At 62.8% G+C, this 16,239-nt stretch carries 11 protein-coding genes; 6 read left to right on the top strand and 5 right to left on the bottom strand.

The window, feature by feature from the left end; all coding sequences use genetic code 11:
• Window positions 1-482: 482 nt before the first annotated feature.
• Entirely contained in the window at window positions 483-2,189 is a 1,707-nt protein-coding gene (locus AC1DXS_RS08130) for a ShlB/FhaC/HecB family hemolysin secretion/activation protein (RefSeq protein ID WP_477737007.1), read from the top strand.
• 60 nt (window positions 2,190-2,249) lie between these two features.
• Window positions 2,250-6,650, top strand: a complete 4,401-nt coding sequence (locus AC1DXS_RS08135; RefSeq protein WP_477737008.1) for a beta strand repeat-containing protein — start codon at window positions 2,250-2,252, stop codon at window positions 6,648-6,650.
• A 51-nt stretch (window positions 6,651-6,701) separates the two neighbouring features.
• Here the strand turns inward: AC1DXS_RS08135 and AC1DXS_RS08140 are convergent, their stop codons facing one another.
• Window positions 6,702-7,301, bottom strand: a complete 600-nt coding sequence (locus AC1DXS_RS08140; protein ID WP_477737024.1) for a C40 family peptidase — start codon at window positions 7,299-7,301, stop codon at window positions 6,702-6,704.
• A gap of 333 nt (window positions 7,302-7,634) precedes the next feature.
• On the opposite strand from AC1DXS_RS08140, the gene AC1DXS_RS08145 reads away from it, so the two are divergent.
• Window positions 7,635-8,777, top strand: coding sequence for a PQQ-dependent sugar dehydrogenase (locus AC1DXS_RS08145; protein WP_477737025.1), 1,143 nt, complete (start codon window positions 7,635-7,637; stop codon window positions 8,775-8,777).
• 4 nt (window positions 8,778-8,781) lie between these two features.
• Here AC1DXS_RS08145 and AC1DXS_RS08150 read toward each other — a convergent pair whose 3' ends face one another.
• The 3 genes from AC1DXS_RS08150 to AC1DXS_RS08160 are packed head-to-tail and all read right to left on the bottom strand — an operon-like array spanning window position 8,782 to window position 10,366.
• Window positions 8,782-9,264: a RidA family protein gene (locus tag AC1DXS_RS08150; RefSeq protein WP_477737009.1), complete on the bottom strand. Its 483-nt coding sequence runs from the start codon at window positions 9,262-9,264 to the stop codon at window positions 8,782-8,784.
• Between the two features lie 52 nt (window positions 9,265-9,316).
• Window positions 9,317-9,952, bottom strand: coding sequence for a LysE family translocator (locus AC1DXS_RS08155; RefSeq protein ID WP_477737010.1), 636 nt, complete (start codon window positions 9,950-9,952; stop codon window positions 9,317-9,319).
• 45 nt (window positions 9,953-9,997) lie between these two features.
• Entirely contained in the window at window positions 9,998-10,366 is a 369-nt protein-coding gene (locus AC1DXS_RS08160; protein ID WP_477737011.1) for a hypothetical protein, read from the bottom strand.
• A gap of 190 nt (window positions 10,367-10,556) precedes the next feature.
• Here AC1DXS_RS08160 and AC1DXS_RS08165 point away from each other — a divergent pair, with 190 nt between their 5' ends.
• The gene (locus tag AC1DXS_RS08165) at window positions 10,557-12,038 is read left to right on the top strand and encodes an aminotransferase-like domain-containing protein (RefSeq protein ID WP_477737012.1); all 1,482 of its coding nucleotides are present in this window, start codon (window positions 10,557-10,559) and stop codon (window positions 12,036-12,038) included.
• Between the two features lie 9 nt (window positions 12,039-12,047).
• On the opposite strand, the gene AC1DXS_RS08170 is transcribed toward AC1DXS_RS08165, so the two are convergent.
• Window positions 12,048-12,698, bottom strand: a complete 651-nt coding sequence (locus tag AC1DXS_RS08170) for a LysE family transporter (protein ID WP_477737013.1) — start codon at window positions 12,696-12,698, stop codon at window positions 12,048-12,050.
• A 234-nt stretch (window positions 12,699-12,932) separates the two neighbouring features.
• Between AC1DXS_RS08170 and gspG the strand changes: the two genes are divergently transcribed.
• On the top strand, window positions 12,933-13,382 hold the full coding sequence (gspG, locus tag AC1DXS_RS08175; RefSeq protein WP_477737014.1) for a type II secretion system major pseudopilin GspG: 450 nt from the start codon (window positions 12,933-12,935) through the stop codon (window positions 13,380-13,382).
• A 75-nt stretch (window positions 13,383-13,457) separates the two neighbouring features.
• On the top strand, window positions 13,458-16,205 hold the full coding sequence (locus tag AC1DXS_RS08180) for a SpvB/TcaC N-terminal domain-containing protein (protein ID WP_477737015.1): 2,748 nt from the start codon (window positions 13,458-13,460) through the stop codon (window positions 16,203-16,205).
• Window positions 16,206-16,239 lie beyond the last annotated feature (34 nt).

Here is a 16,239-nt window from a genome sequence, read left to right on the forward strand (position 1 = left end):
AGGAAGAGCGGAGCAGCGCGGCTAACTCACTGCGGACGGCGGGTAGCTGTAGTGCATCGCAGATGGCTGTCTGCACTGGTTGACACCGTTTGTGAAACCGGCCGGGTCCAAAAAAACGGGAGGCGACGACGTTAACGGCCGTTTTCACAAAAACTTTACACAGCAGTTCAAGTTTTTTCGGACCATCCGGGCCTCGCTTGAGGCTGCGGAAAAAAGCGATGCAGTAAGCCGCAAGTAGCAGAAGACGCCCAAAAAAATCCAGGAAACCAGGGAAAAGTCAAAAAGTGTAAGTAACAAGAATTCGTTGCTAAAAACTCAGAGCTGCCTTGCTGCAAAAAGCCGTCGGTTATTAATCACTTTTTCTTCCTTGTATCGAGTTTCACAATTGGTTACTGTGAATTAATTCACGAAAAATGCTGCTTTATAAGTAAGGCAGTTGGTCCGGAAGTTTGTAACTCTCGATTTTTCAGTGGGATGCAGCAATGAAGCGTACCGATGGTGCAGGCATGCACGAAGTTCTTTCTTTTGCCCTTGCCTTGCATTTGGCGCTTCCCGCCGTCGCTCTGGCACAACAGCAGCCCTCCACCATAGATCCGGGGCGCCTTCGCGAACGCTTCGACATCCAGCCCGAGGCCGCGCCCGCGCCCCCGCCGGCACAACTCAAGAGCGAGGCCGCCGAGCCTCTGCCGGATTCACTCAAGGCCATACGCGTCACGCTCAAGGAAGTCCGCATTGAGAGCGCCACCGTGTTGCCGGGCAATGCGCTGCAGGTACGCGCCGACAGCTACACGGGACGCGAAATCACGGGTGCGGACATCCTCGAACTGGCGTCCTCGCTGACCGCGATGTACCGCAACGCGGGCTACATTCTTTCGCTGGTCGTGGTGCCGCCCCAATCGCTGGCGGACGGGACGCTGACACTGCGCGTCATCGAGGGCTACATAGCCCGCGTGGACGTGAAGGCGGGCCCCGGTGTGAGCGCGCATGTGCAGGAGCGGCTGATGCGCATCGGCGAAAAAATCCAGGCCTCCAGGCCCATAGAGGGGGCGGTGCTGGAGCGCTACCTGCTGATTGCCAATGATTTCCCCGGCGTGGAACTGCGCAGCGTGCTGGCGCCTTCGCAGGCGCCTGGCGCGGCCGACCTTACGCTGGTCGCCAACGTCAAGACGGTGGAGGGCTTTGCCTCCATCGACAACTACGGCTCCAAATACCTCGGGCCGGGCCAGCTGACTTTGGGGGTGGTCGGCAACCAGCTGCTGGGGGTGAACGACCAGTGGCGCTTTGTCGGTGTGGGCAGCGGTAATTCCGAGATGGCCTACACGCAGCTTTCCTACAGCCAGCTTGTGGGCACCGAAGGCTTGCGGCTCTCGGCGGCTGTGTCCCGCGCGCGCACGCAGCCGGGTGACGTGCTCACGCCGTTTGATGTGCACGGCAGTGCCGACACGGTGTCGCTGTCCGCTGCCTATCCCTTGCTGCGCACCCGTAACGAAAGCCTGACGGCGCGCGCGGCTTACGACCATTCCGACGTCCACACCGAAGTGCTGGGCACCCGTGTGATCGAAGACCGCATACGCGCACTGCGCCTGGGCTTGAGCTGGCGTGTGCTGGACCGCCTGGACGGGCAGAACTCGCTGGATCTTGACTTCAGCCAGGGACTGGGCGGCACGCAGGAGTCCGATGTGCTCAAGAGCCGGGTAGGCGCCAAGGGCGTGTTTAACAAGCTCAGCTTCGACTACGAGCGCTCGCAGTTCGTGGGCGCGAATTTTTCATTCAGCGTGGGCGTGGGTGGGCAGTGGGCCAACACGCCGCTGCTGTCGTCCGAACAGTACGCGCTGGGCGGCCGCCGTTTCGGCCGGGCCTACGAGCCGGCCGAGCTCGTGGGCGAACGCGCGCTGGCCTTTCGCATCGAGCCGCGCTATGCGGGCGCCGCTGCCGGCATGCCTTGGCTCAGGTCCTGGCAGCTGTTCGGCTTCTATGACATCGGCAAAGTCTGGAAAGTCGGCAGCGTGACGCCCGGCACGCCGGCCAGCCAGAGCCTGGCTTCCGCGGGGCTTGGGCTGCGCGTTTTCCTTGAAAAAAACCTGGTCGCCACGATCGAGGTGGCTTGGCCCTTGACCAAATCCATCGCGAGCTACCAGACCGGCGGCAAGGACCCGCGGCTGCTGGGCTCGCTGCTGGCGCGGTTTTGATGATGTTCACCGGATCCGTCCCTGTTGTTCTTTATTTTTTTACGTTCAAGAGGTGATTCCATGCAAGCCAAACTCCATCCGCAGCGCGCTCGCCCTCCCGCACGGCTTAGGCCGTCCTTCGCACTGAAAGCTCTGCCTGCGGCGGCGGCGCTGCTGTTCGCGCCGCCCGGCTGGAGCGTGGATATCGCGGGCGCGACGGGCCTGCCGCAGAACGGATCCGTGGTTTCCGGCACGGCCTCGGGCTCGGTGTCGGGCAACGGCAACCAGATGACCATCAACCAGACCAGCAGCCGCGCCGTGCTGGACTGGGCCTCCTTCAACATCGATGCCGGCAAGGCGGTGCAGATCGCGCAGCCCAATGCCGCGTCGGCCATCCTGAACCGCGTCACCGGCGACGCCAATCCCTCGCAAATCCTGGGCGGCCTGTCGGCCAACGGCACGGTGATGCTGATGAACCCCAACGGCGTGATGTTCGGGCAGAGCGCCGTGGTGAACGTGGGCTCGCTGATCGCCACCACGGGCACGATTGACGAGAACTACTTCCTCACCACCGGCGGCGCGAAGATCACGGGCGCCGGCGGCAGCATCGTCAACCAGGGCGGCATCACTGCGCAGGGGGCCGGCCTTGTGGCGCTGGTCGCGCCTTCCGTCACCAACCAGGGCAGCATCAGTGCCACCGGCGGCACGATCGCATTGGGCGGCGCCACGGCCGCCACGGTGTCGCTCAACGGCGGCCTGTATGAATTCGCCATTGCCTCCGGGGCCACGGGTACGAGCGTGTCCAACGCAGCCGGCGCCAGCCTGAACGGCGTGAACCTGCGGCTCGGCGTGGGCGACGCGGCCAACCTGCTGTCGGGCGTGATCAATCTCGAGGGTGTGCAGCAGGCCAGCAATGCCATTGTCGTGAACGGCAATGCGGTGGTGCTCAAGTCGGCGCTGCAGGCGCTCAGCGTCAGCGGAAACTCCAACCGGGTCGACGTCTACGGCGGTGCTCGCATCCAGAACGCGGTGGACGCCTTGGTCGCGGGCGGCACGGTCAATGTCGCGGCCGGGAGCTACAGCGGCAACGTCACCATCACCAAAGCGCTGACGCTGGACGGCGCGGGCGCGGGACAGACCGTGCTGCAGGCCGCCTCGGCGGGCGTCGGTGACGGCGTGACGATCAACAACGCCTCCAACGTCACGATCTCCGACCTGTCGATTGCCAACTATGGCAACGGCCTGCGCATCGACGGTGTCTCCAACAACGTGACGGTCAACCGGGTTGCCTTCAACAACAACACCTCCGGTATGCGCAACGGCACGGCGACCCGGGCCGACAACTTCCGCATGCTCAACAGCAGCATCTCCGGCGGACAGATCGGCGTGCAGACTTATAACGGCTATCAGATGGTGGGCGGCCACCCCGTGGCCACGGGCTCTTTCAACAACGCCCTGTTCGAGAACGTCACGGTGGACGGCCCGACCTTCAAGGGCTTTTACCTTGAGACCGCGAACAACCTGACGCTCAGGAACGTCACCGTCACCAACGCCGGAAATTACGGCGCGCCCCCTTCATCGTCGCTGCACAAGCGCTACGGCGCGGGCATAGACATCAACCTCAAGTACGACGCTTTTAATTCGATCAATTTCGACAATGTGGTGGTCAAGAACTCGGGCGCCAGTTCGGGCGACGCGACGGCCGCGGCGGTAGTGATCAAGACCCGCGGCATTCCCGGCGACAGCAGCGATTACACCGCCGCGCCGGCCAGCCTGCAAAGTGTCAACATCTCAGGCGGCAGCATTGAGGACTCCAGCCGCACCGGCATACGTTTTGAGACCATGGGCAACGGCAGTGGCGGCCAACCCACCGTGACCATCAGCGGCGGGACCCAGTTCAAGAACAACGGGCAGGACATCTCGGTGGATGCGGTTGCGGTGGACGCCCGCGGTGCCGTCTTTGTGGGCGCGGCCGACGGCTTCGCCATTGAAGACCGTGTGACCCATGCGCTGGATACCACCGGGCGCGGCCTGGTGACCTGGACCGCCGGCAACGTCTATGTCACGCAGACCAGCGGCAGCATACAGCGCGGCGTGGACGCCGTGGCCGCGAGCGGCACAGTGAACGTGGCCGGCGGCAGCTACATCCAGGCCGCCACGCTGAATGTCAACCGCGGCGTGACGCTGGCCGGTTCGGGCCAGGGAACTACCGTGATCGACGCGCGCGGCGTCAGCGGCTACGGCATTAATGTGACGGCCGACAATGTCTCGCTCAGGGACTTCACGCTCTACGGGCCCAGCGCCAATGTCTCATCGGCTTACGGTATCAAGGTGGCGCCTGTGGGCGGGGCATCGGCCAGGCTGAATAACTTCACCATCCGCAACGTGACCACCCGCGGCGCAGGCCGTGCCGAGCTGGACCTCAACGGCGTGGACGGTGCGGTCATAGACCACGTCACGGCCAACGGCGCGCCTGTCGGCAACGACGCGGGCAGCACGCAGGGCGCCGGCATCCAGCTGACCGACAGCGCCAACGTGACGGTCAGCAACAGCATCACGCGCAACAACGCCTGGGGCGGCCTGGCGCTTTACCAGGCCAACCGCTATTACAACCAGCAGATGAACAACATCACGGTGGCGGGCAACAACAGCTTCACCGAGCGCAACCCGGTCTTTATGCAGGATGAGTCGGCCAGCCGCAACTTCGGCACGCTCAGCATCGCCGGCTTCGATTTCGCGGTGCGCAACGCCAGCAGCGCGGGCGACAACAACCAGTACACCTGGCTGCAGGCCTCGCAGCAAAACGCGTTTGACTACGCGGTCAACCTGGGCAGTTCCGCCTCCAGCTATGTGCAGGGCTGGAACGGCGCGCAGGCCACGCAGGACTTCCACGTCGGCATCGGCAGCCTGCTGGGCGGCGGCACACAGGCCCTGTCGATCAACACGGCGCTGGGCAACGCGGGCAACGGCGCCAACATCCGGGTGGGGGCGGGCACCTATGCCGAGAACGTGGTGGTGAACAACCCCTACAACCTCTACTTCAGCGGCAGCACCCTGCACAGCCTGGTGCTCAATGGCGGTGCTGGCGGCTCCGGCATCGCCGGTACGGTGACGGCCGATAGCGCGGGCGGCATTGTGTTCAATGCCGCGGCCAACTTGCTGGGCGACACCACGCTGGCCACCCTGGGCGCCGATATCTCGCTCAACCGCGACATCCAGAACGCCGGCGGCACGGCTCGCGCGCTGAGCCTGGTTGCGGGCTCAGGCGCCAACCGCGGCAATGTGCATATGGTGTCGGGCGGCACAGAAACCGATGCACTCGGCCGGCTTGAGGTGGTCTCCAACCAATACAGCCTGGACAGCACGCTCTGGGTCAAGGGTTACGGCATAGACGCTTTGGGCAACGTCGCGCTCAGCAACCACACCCTGCGCGGCCAGGATGCCGGTGCCACCAACACCCTGAACGCCGGCGGCGACGTGAGCGGCTCCACCATCAGCCAGGGCGCGGTGCAGGTCACCAGCGGCGGTGATGTCTCGGCCAACGTGACCGCCAGCCAGGTGGCGGTGGCCGCCGTCGGCGATGTGAGCGGCACCACGACCAGCCAGGGCAACGTCCAGGTCAGCAGCAGCACGGGTGACATCAGCGGCAACATCAGCGGCAACAACGTGGTCGTGCAGGCGCAAGGCAACGTGAGCGGCACCACCACCAGCCAGGGCGCCGTGCAGGTCAGCAGCAGCACGGGCAACGTCAGCGGCAGCATCAGCGGCTCCAGTGTGGTCGTGCAGGCGCAGGGTGACATCAGCGCCACCACCACCAGCCAGGGCAATGTGCAGGTCAGCAGCAGCACGGGCAACGTCAGCGGCAGCATCAGCGGCTCCAGTGTGGTCGTGCAGGCGCAGGGTGACATCAGCGCCACCACCACCAGCCAGGGCAATGTGCAGGTCAGCAGCAGCACCGGCAACGTCAGCGGCAACATCAGCGGCAACAATGTGGTCGTGCAGGCGCCGCAGGGCGACGTGAACGTGGTGGTGGTGGCTTCGGGCTCCGCTTCCCTGGCCGGCGAATCGGTGGTGGCCAATGTGGTGGCGCCCGTGGTGGCCGTGGCCGCCGCCGGCGAGGCTCAGGTGACGGGCTCGTCTTCGCAGGTCACGGTGACCGCAGCCAGCGGCAGCGTCAGCGGCAATTTCGGGACGGTGACGAACTCGGGTGGCGGCCTGGTCAACGTCAACGGCAAGCCGCAAGGCAACCAGCAGCTGTCGTCCAACGCCGAGAACAACCGCGTGATCCCCTCCGGCAACAGCGTGGCGGAAGGCGCACCGGCTGAGCAGCCCGCGCTTCAGCTGGCGCAGGCCGGCATACAGGTGAGTGAAGGCGAGGTGCTCACGGTTCGCAGTTCACCGTCCGGCGCCGGCGAGGCCCTGGACAACGGCAAATCGGTGGAGCTCGACATGTCGCCCAAAAACGAGCGGGAAAAGCAATAAGGGAAAAGAAAGCCCCGGGGATATCCGGAGAAGGGGCGAAAAAAAACCGGCTCAGCGCCGGTATTGTTCCTGCAGTTGCTGCGCCTGCAAGCTGGCTGCTAGCGGCGGGGTCGCGGTTTGCGCGGCCTGGATTTCGGGGGCACGGACTGCCGCCGCCTGGGAAACCGGCAGGCTCGCCGTGCGCTCGGTTTCCGGCAGGGGGGTGCCTGTCGCCTGCACGCGGCGGGCACCGTCAAAGCGGCGCTGCCAGTAGCTCACGCCCATGCTTTCGACGCGCACTTCGGCCCCGGGTTTGGGCGAGTGGATGAATTTGCCGTCGCCGACATAAATGCCGACATGGCTGAAAGCCCGCCGCATGGTGTTGAAGAACACCAGGTCGCCGGGCTGGAGGTCGTTCTTGTCGATGCGCTGGGTGGCCGCGGCCTGTTGCTCGGCCCGGCGCGGCAGCAGCAGGCCGACGCTTTGTTCATAGATGGCGCGCACAAAGCCGCTACAGTCAAAGCCGGTTTCCGCCGTATTGCCGCCGCGCTTGTAGGGAACCCCCAGGAAACCCATGGCGTTAACCACCAGCTCGGAAGCCTTGTTGCTGACGTTCTGGCGAACGTGGTCAATCTTGGTGAGCAGGCCTTTGTCGGCCAGCAGTTTGTCCATCTCGTCGTTGGAGTTGCCCGGTGCCGCCTGCACGCCGGCTGCCAGCAAAGCGGCAGAGGCAATGATGAGGGCAGGGGCAATTTTTCGCATGGCGCTGAGGATACTTGACAGATCTGTCCTACGTCAACCTCAAGTGGCTTCTTGATAAGCTTTACAAGCCCTTGATTTGTAACGAATTTATCTAGGGGAAAACCCGTTTGTACGCCATCGGTGCTATGTTTACATACGAAAAAGGCGCATGGGCGGCCCACCTGAATTGGGGCGCGGAGGCCTGTATTGTAGTCGCTGGTTTTGGCGTATTTTAAGGAGCGAAATATGAGTGCTTTCAAGGCCATGTCGGTAAAGTTCGCTCTTGTTTTAATAGCGTTCTTTTGGGCCGCCCCAGCCGTCCAAGCCCAGGGTGTGCGTCCGCAAACCGTGGCCACCGGCCTGCAAAATCCCTGGGGCCTGGCCTTCCTGCCGAACGGTCGGTTTTTGGTGACTGAACGGTCGGGCCGGTTGCGCGTGGTTGCGCCCGACGGCAAGCTGGCAACGCCTGTGGCCGGCTTGCCCGAGATTGCCGCCGGCGGCCAGGGCGGGCTGCTGGACGTGATCACCGACAGCGACTTTGTGCGCAACCGCACTGTCTTTTTCTGCTTCTCCGAACCCGGGCCCGCCGGCCGCGGCAACAGCACGGCGCTGGCTCGGGCAACCCTGAGCGCCGACGAAAGCCGGTTGGACAACCTCAAAATCATCTTCAGCCAGAAGCCCAAGGTGGCCAGCAGCGCGCACTTTGGCTGCCGCATCGTCGAAAGCCGGGCCGCCGGAAACGGCGCCACCGACGGCAAGCTTTTCCTGACGCTGGGCGAACGCTTTTCGCGCAAGGAAGACGCCCAGGCGCTGGACAACCACCATGGCAAGATTGTCCGCATCAACAAGGACGGCTCGGTCCCCCAGGACAACCCCTTGGTGGGCACAGCCGGGGCCCTGCCGGAGATCTGGAGCTACGGCCACCGCAATGCCCAGGGCGCGACGCTGGCGCCGGACGGCACTTTCTGGATGCACGAGCACGGCCCGCAAGGCGGCGACGAAATCAACCTGCCCAAGGCGGGCGCGAATTACGGCTGGCCCGTCATCACCTATGGCGAGAACTACGGCGGCGGCAAGATAGGCGAGGGCATCACCGAAAAAGCCGGCATGCAGCAGCCCCTGCATTACTGGGTACCCTCGATCGCGCCGTCGGGCATGGCCTTCCTGACGAGCGAGCGCTACGGAAAGGCCTGGCAGGGCAACCTGTTTGTCGGCTCGCTCAAGTTCGGCTACCTGGATCGCATCGAACTCTCCGCCCCCTTCGCCGGCAAGGTGGTGCGCGAAAGCAAGCTGCTTACCGAACTCGGCGAGCGCATACGCGACGTGCGCCAGGGCCCGGACGGGCTGCTCTACGTGCTGACCGACAACAGCAACGGCAAGTTGGTGCGCCTGCTGCCGGGGAACTGACCGGTTATTGCGGCGTGACGGCGGCGATCAGGTCCAGTTCCACCGCAGCGTTTTTCGGCAGCTGGGCCACGCCTACCGAGGTGCGCGTGTGCGTGCCGGCGCCGCCCAGCACCGCATGCAGCAGGTCCGAAGCGGCATCAGCCACCTCGCTTTGCTGGCTGAAGTCGGCGGCGGACTGTGTGTACACCGTGACGCGCAGGATTTGCTGGATGCGGTCCAGGCTGCCCAGGCTTTGCCGCAGCAGCACCAGCGCGCGCATGGCGCAGACTTTGGCCGCCAGCTGGGCCTGGGCCAGCGAAACGTCCGCGCCGACGCGGCCGGTGACCACCACGGTGCTGCCCACGCGCGGTACCTGGCCGCTGACGTAGACCACGTCGCCATGGCGCACGGTGGACACATAGTTGCCGCCTATCTTGATCTCGCCTTCAAAGCTGTAGCCGAGGGCGGTTTCCTGGGCGGCAAAACGGGCATCGCGTGAATCTTCCATTTGGGTCTTCCTGGATGGTTATATATACAGAGGGACGGAAATCAGGGGGGCTTCAGCTGGGGCTTTTCAGCCGCAGCAGGCTGAGCCCCAGAAGGCCGAAGGCGCCGCCGCAGATGCGGTTGAACACCCGGGCCCGGCGCGGTGTGCCGAACCAGCGATGCGTGTGGCGCGCCAGCAGCACGTAGACCATGTGCGAACTCAGCACACAGGCCGCGAAGGCGCTGGTCAGCGCCAGGAACTGCGGCAGCACGGGTGCGTGGGGAACAATGAACTGCGGAAAGAGCGCGGTGAAAAACAGGATGCTTTTCGGGTTGGTCAGCGCCACCAGCAGGCCCTGGCGGAACAGCGCGGCGTTGCTTTTGCCGGGCGCCGACTGCTCCGGCAGGGGCGTGTCAAACATCGAGGTCTTGCTGGTCCACTGGCGCCAGCCGAGGTAGACCAGGTACACCGCGCCCACGGCCTTGAGCACCGCGAACAGCCAGGCGGAAGTGTGCAGCAACGTGCCCAGGCCCGCCATTGCCGCGGCCGAGACCGAGAACACGCCCAGCACATTGCCGGCCGAGCTCCACAGCGTCTTGCGCGGCCCCCACGCCACGGCGTTGGAAACCGCCAGCAAAATGCCCGGCCCCGGGCTTAGCGCGGTCACAAGGGAAATGGTGAGGAACAAGAGCCAGGCGGAAGTGGTCATGAGGCGGATGAAGAAGGGGTAAAAATCGAATCTACCGTGGCGGCCTTAAACCGGCTCGGCCCCACGGTATCGCCCGTGCGCGGCCTGGGTGATTGCCCAGAGACCGCTCAGCCAATACTTGCCTGCCGCCGCCAGCCTGGCCAGGCGCGACGCCCGGCTGGGCTGGTTCACGATGCAGGCCGCGCCGCCATGCTGGGCGGTGATGGTGATCCAGCCGTCACGGGCGACGGTCTGTGATTGCCCGGACTCCAGTGCCGTGGCATCGCGAAACACCTGTTCGCCGAGCCAGCGCGGCGCGCCCGTCACCAGCAGCGTGCCCGAGGTGCTGATCAGCGCGCTGCCGGCCTTGCTGTGAAAAAACAGGGATTCACCGGCGTCGAGTTCAAGGTGGCGGGAGGCGGGGCGGTTTTGCATGGCGGCTCCATTCGGGTTGGGTAAGTCGGGAGAGGGCATGGCTGCAAGATTAAGGAAAGCCAGGAATTCCCGACAGATGCACACAAGCTCTTTCTGTATCGGTACAGGGGCTTCTTTTTGCATCTGTTATGGTCTGGTTTTAATCCATCTGTGGCTGTGTTGCCGCAGTCCCTTCACGGATCATTCAGCCATGGACGTGCAACCCCTGACCCAAACCCAGGCGCAAGCCCCGTCACAACCGCTTTACCTGCGGCTGTCCAGCCATTACCGGCAAGCCATACAGTCCGGCGTGCTGATGCCCGGCGAACGCATGCCTTCCGTCCGGGCGCTGACCCGGCTGCATCAGGTCAGCTTGTCGACCGCGGTTGAGGCCTGCCACACGCTGGAAGACGAAGGCCTGCTCGAAGCCCGGCCGCGCTCCGGTTACTTTGTGCTCAAGCGGCGCCGCACCGACCTGCAGCCGCCCAGCGAGCCCGACTCCGGTCGCAAGCTGGACCCGGCCCAGTACGTTGGCGTCCACGACCGCGTCTCCGACTTTGTCGCCAAGTGCGATGTCTACCCGCTGGTCACCAACCTGGCGGGCACCTACGGCTCCCCCGAGATGTACCCGGCCGAGGCGCTCAAAAACGCTGCCACCCGAACCCTGCGCAAGCATCCCTTCCTGCTGGTCAGCGCGCCCGACTTCCTGCACGACTCGCCACTCAACGCCGTGCTGGCCAAGCGCGCGCTGGAGGCCGGCATGCAGCTCTCGCCCGAAGACATCCTGGTCACCCATGGCTGCATAGAGGCGCTCAACATCGCCTTGCGCGCGGTGGCGCAGCCCGGCGATACCGTGGCGGTGGAATCTCCCACCTACCACGGGCTGTTGCAAATCCTGGAAAGCCTGGGGCTGCGCGCGCTGGAAATTCCGACCAGCCCGCAGCAGGGCATTTCGGTTGAAGCCCTGGATCTGGCCCTGCGCACGCACGACCGGATACGGGCCGTGGTGGTCATGCCCAATTTCCACAATCCGCTGGGCAGCGTCATGCCCGATGCCGAAAAAGAAAAGCTCGTGCGCCTGTGCGAGCGCCAGCAGATCGCTCTGATCGAGGACGACACCTACGGTTCGCTGGGCCCCGACGATGTTCCTCTCAAGGCCGCCAAGGCCTGGGACCGCAACGGCTCGGTGATCTACTGCGCCTCGCTGCGCAAGACCCTGGCGCCCGGCCTGCGCCTGGGCTGGGTTGCGGGCGGCCGCTGGCAGGCCCGCATCCACATGATCAAGTACGCGCAAAGCCGCGCCAATGAAGTCCTGGCCCAGTTCACCGTGGCCGAGTTCATGGCCTCCAGCGCCTACGACCGCCACATGGCCCGGCTGCGCCGCATGCTCAACGCGCAGCGCGAGCAGATGGCCGAGGCCATCGCGGCCCATTTCCCGGCCGGCACCCGGCTGTCGGTGCCCAGGGGCAGCATGATGCTGTGGGTGGAACTGCCCGCCGGCACTTCGGCGCAGGCCGTGTTCGACACCGCCATACGCCAGGGCATACGCGTCGCGCCGGGTTCCATGTTTTCCAACTCCAAGCGCTTCGACAATTTCTTGCGTATCAGTTGCGGCGAGCCGTTCTCCAGCAAGGTGGACGAGGCCTTGCGTACGCTGGCGGCGATTGTGTCTGCCCAGGTTGCCAAAGCCTGAGCGCCAAGCCTAGTGCGCTGCCGCGTGGCTGCGCTTCACAAAAAACAAGCCCGCGCCCACCGCCATCAGCATGCCGCCGAACACCCGGTTTTGCAGCTTGATGGCACGCGCATTCTTGAACAACACTTGCAGCCGGCTGGCCGCGAAGGCATAGCCGTGCATCACCACGGTGTCCACCGCTACCGTGGTCACGGCCATCACCAGCAGCTGCGGCCACAGCGGTCGGCTCGGGCTGATGAACTGCGGCAACACCGCCACCATGAACAGAATGCCCTTGGGGTTGGTCACATTGGTCAGCAGGCCTGTGAGGAAGCGGCGTTTTGCCGACAAGCCATTGGCATCGGCCGTACCGGCCTCGCCATCCGCTGCGATGCCGTTTGAAGAGCGCCACTGCGCCCAGCCGATGTAGATCAGATAGGCCGCGCCCAGGATTTTCACGACGCTGAAAGCTAGCTCCGACGCCACCAGCAGCGAACCCACACCCGCACCCGCCACCAGCAGGATGACCACCAGCCCGATCTGCAAGCCGGCAATCGTCGCGCGCGTGCGCCGCATGCCGAAGCTCAGGCCATGGCTCATGGCCAGCACGGCGCCCGAGCCCGGGGACAGCGCAATCAGGATGGAGGCGAGGAAGTAGGCGGTCCAGGTGTCGAGGGCCATGGTCGAGTGCGATTGAAGAAGGGATGGAGGGGGGTAGGGAAGCGAAACGAAACGCAGGCATCCTACACGGCATTGGCGCTGCATGGGGAGGGCCATCCCAAAGACCCGGAGTTGCCGCAATGCCAAATATTTGAAAACGTCGAACAGCGGGAAACGGAACTCGCTATAACATTGGCGAGTTCTCCTCCGCGGAGAAAGCCAAGAAAAGCTGCGAATCCATCAAAACAGCGCGCCATGAAAAAACCATCCATTCTCAAAAAACGCACAACCAACGCCGGCCAAAGAGCGCCTGGATTCACCTTGCTGGAGTTGCTCGTCGTGATGGTCATCATCGGCCTGTTGGCCGCCTACGTCGGCCCGCGCTACTTTGCCCAGATCGGCAAGTCCGAGCAGGGCGCAGCCAAAGCGCAAATCGAAGCGCTCGCCAAAGCCCTGGACACCTACCGGCTGGACACGGGGTCCTATCCCAGCGCCGACAAAGGCCTGAATGCCTTGATGGTCAAACCGGCCGATGAGCCCAAATGGCAAGGTCCGTATCTGCAGAAAAGCGTGCCGCTGGATCCTTGGGGCAAGCCCTATGTGTATAAGCCGCCTTCTGCGGGAAGTGATTTTGATCTGATCTCTTATGGCAAGGATGGGCAACCAGGCGGCGACGCGGAAAACGCAGACGTGTCTTACCGTTAGCGGCGAGTCAGCCATACAGAAGCTCTAGATTCTTCACGTTGCGGAAGTCTGTCCTCCAATCGGAGGAGGCGAGTAATGGCACGCGTTGCTGCGCATGGCAAGACTCGCCATGGCAATAGTTGCCGGGAAATAAAGTGTCTGCGCCACGCGTCCTGTGGACATAATCCAAAGCAAAAATTCGATTCAAATAACGGGATGCCGCAAGGCAGCAGAGGGGCACCGATGAGGTACATGGGGGGAGCCTGCGCGCGGATCGCAGCGGCAATTGCATTGCCATTTGTTTTTTGGGGCGCGAGTTTCGCGCAGGCGCAAGCCACTACGGTCGCGGGCATCACGCCCGGCCAGTTTTCGGTCAATGAATCGGGCGCGGCCACCTATCGCATACCCATCCAGATTCCGCCGGGTGTTACCGGCATGGAGCCCAAGCTGGAACTGGCTTACAACAGCCAGGGTGGTAATGGCCTGCTGGGCATGGGCTGGAGCCTCAGCGGTTTGAGTGCAATCGGTCGTTGCCCTCGGACCATAGCCCAGGATGGAGTCAGGGGGACCGTCAAACTTGATATGAATGACCGCTACTGCATGGACGGCCAACGGCTGATCCTGGTCAGTGGCACGTATGGCGTCGCGAGCAGTGAGTACCGCACGGAGCTGGACGGGTTCAGCCGCATCACTGCAACAGGAAGCGCAGGCAATGGTGTGGCCTCCTTCACGGTGCAGACCAAGGCCGGCCTCACGATGGAGTACGGCAACACCGCCGACTCGCGGATTGAAGCGCAGGGCAAGGCCACCGTGAGGGTCTGGGCCCTCAACAAGATCAGCGATGTCAAGATCAACTACCTGACGGTCAGCTATTACAAGAGCGCTGACAGCAGCATGTATGCGCCTTTAACCATCGGTTATGGCGGTAATGTGGTGAACATTGAATATGAGACCACTCGGGCAGACAGGGTTCAGGGTTATATGGCCGGTAGCCTTGTTCAGGTTGATCGGCGTATCTCTCATATTAAAACTTATGCGAGAGGCTCTTCGGATTTAGTGTTTGATTACAAGGTCAGTTACACGGGTGGGGGGACAGTTCAGCGCTCTGTGGTGGCCAATATTTCAAGATGTGAACGGAATGGAAACTGTCTGCCTGGATTGGCTTTGACTATTGGAAATACGGCGACGGTGGGCTTTACGTCAAACAGTCCTTATTTAGCCAACCTGTCCGACAGCGCATTTGTACACGGTGGCGGGGACGCCGGTCTTCGTGTTGTGGATTTGAATGGTGATGGCTTGCCGGATCTGTTGCACTTGGGGTACTTCGTCAGTGGCGAGTTTGGTGGTGGTTTGATCAGACGGGCTTTTATCAATACCGGAACCGGTTTTGTTCGAAACGATGCCTATGTCAGCGGAGTCAGTGACAGTGCCTTTTCTCATAGCTATAGCCGTGACGCAGGCTTGCGGGTCGTGGATCTCAACGGTGATGGCCTGCCCGATCTGCTGCATCTGGGCTACTTTGCGAATGGTGAATGGGGCGGAAGCGTAAGACGTGCTTTCATCAACACAGGTTCAGGATTCGTGCAGGACAACACGTGGATCGCCAACCTGTCCGATAGCGCATTCGTGCACGGTGGCGGGGACGCTGGTCTTCAGATTGTGGATTTGAATGGCGATGGCTTGCCGGATCTGTTGCACTTGGGGTACTTTGTCAATGGCGAGTTTGGCGGTGGTTTGATTAAACGGGCTTTTATCAATACCGGAACCGGGTTCGTTCGAAACGATGCCTATGTCAGCGGAGTCAGTGACAGTGCCTTTTCTCATAGCTACAGCCGTGAGGCAGGCTTGCGGGTCGTGGATCTCAACGGTGATGGCCTCCCCGATCTGCTGCATCTGGGTTACTTTTTGAATGGCGAGTGGGGTGGAGGCGCGCTAAAGCGTGCTTTCATCAACACAGGTTCAGGATTCGTGCAGGACAACACGTGGGCCACCAACCTGTCCGATAGCGCCTTTGTGCATGGCGGCCGTAGCAGTGGTCTGGAAATTGTTGATTTGAATGGTGACGGAGTGCCCGATTTGCTGATGTTGGGATATTTCCTGTATGGCGAGTTTGGCGGTGGTGCGGTAATGCGTTCCTATTTGAACAATGGAATGGCAGACTACAGGCTCAAGGAGGTTCAGCAAGCCGGAGCAATAAGTGATATCGACTATCAGCCATTGACTAAAAAATCCATCTATACCAAAGATGCTGCACCGAACGCGGCGGCGTATCCCAAGATCGACCTGCAATACCCGCAATACGTGGTGAGCACGGTGGCCAGCAGCAACGGTATAGGCGGAACGACCACGACACAATACAGCTACGGCGGCCTGAAAGCAGAGCTAGGTACCGGTAGAGGCATGCTCGGCTTCCGTTGGATGAAATCCAAGAACCTGGTCAACAACATCGAAAGCTACACCGAGTTCAACCAGAACTGGCCGTTCACGGGCAGCGTGGCCAAGAGCGAAACCAGGCTGGCCGGCTCAGGCAATGCCGGCGTCTTGAAGTGCACCACCAACAGCTACGCTCAGGGCACAGGCTCGGCCACAGGCACGACCTTTGTCTACCCCAGCCAGAGCGTGGAAGAAAGCTGGGACTTGAGTGGTAGCGCTTACCCCACGGTCACCAACAGCTACCAGTATGGCCAGAGCCCGCAGTACGGCGACCCGACACAGATCAGCGTCACCAACAGTGCGGGCGCGGGAAAGACCACCGCCAACGAATACTGGCCGGCCAACACCGGCAGCGGAAACTGGATACTGGGTCGGCTCAAAAAAGCCACCGTTACCAGCGTGACGCCGTAGCGTTGGTCAGATAAAGTCAGCAAGTAGCAAAAAG

Source organism: Polaromonas sp. P3_B1 (assembly GCF_056402935.1).

Coding starts and splice junctions, on each gene's coding strand:
- AC1DXS_RS08130 (WP_477737007.1), top strand. CDS start 483: ATGAAGCGTACCGATGGTGCAGGCATGCACGAAGTTCTTTCTTTTGCC.
- AC1DXS_RS08135 (WP_477737008.1), top strand. CDS start 2,250: ATGCAAGCCAAACTCCATCCGCAGCGCGCTCGCCCTCCCGCACGGCTT.
- AC1DXS_RS08140 (WP_477737024.1), bottom strand. CDS start 7,301: ATGGACAAACTGCTGGCCGACAAAGGCCTGCTCACCAAGATTGACCAC.
- AC1DXS_RS08145 (WP_477737025.1), top strand. CDS start 7,635: ATGTCGGTAAAGTTCGCTCTTGTTTTAATAGCGTTCTTTTGGGCCGCC.
- AC1DXS_RS08150 (WP_477737009.1), bottom strand. CDS start 9,264: ATGGAAGATTCACGCGATGCCCGTTTTGCCGCCCAGGAAACCGCCCTC.
- AC1DXS_RS08155 (WP_477737010.1), bottom strand. CDS start 9,952: ATGACCACTTCCGCCTGGCTCTTGTTCCTCACCATTTCCCTTGTGACC.
- AC1DXS_RS08160 (WP_477737011.1), bottom strand. CDS start 10,366: ATGCAAAACCGCCCCGCCTCCCGCCACCTTGAACTCGACGCCGGTGAA.
- AC1DXS_RS08165 (WP_477737012.1), top strand. CDS start 10,557: ATGGACGTGCAACCCCTGACCCAAACCCAGGCGCAAGCCCCGTCACAA.
- AC1DXS_RS08170 (WP_477737013.1), bottom strand. CDS start 12,698: ATGGCCCTCGACACCTGGACCGCCTACTTCCTCGCCTCCATCCTGATT.
- gspG (WP_477737014.1), top strand. CDS start 12,933: ATGAAAAAACCATCCATTCTCAAAAAACGCACAACCAACGCCGGCCAA.
- AC1DXS_RS08180 (WP_477737015.1), top strand. CDS start 13,458: ATGGCACGCGTTGCTGCGCATGGCAAGACTCGCCATGGCAATAGTTGC.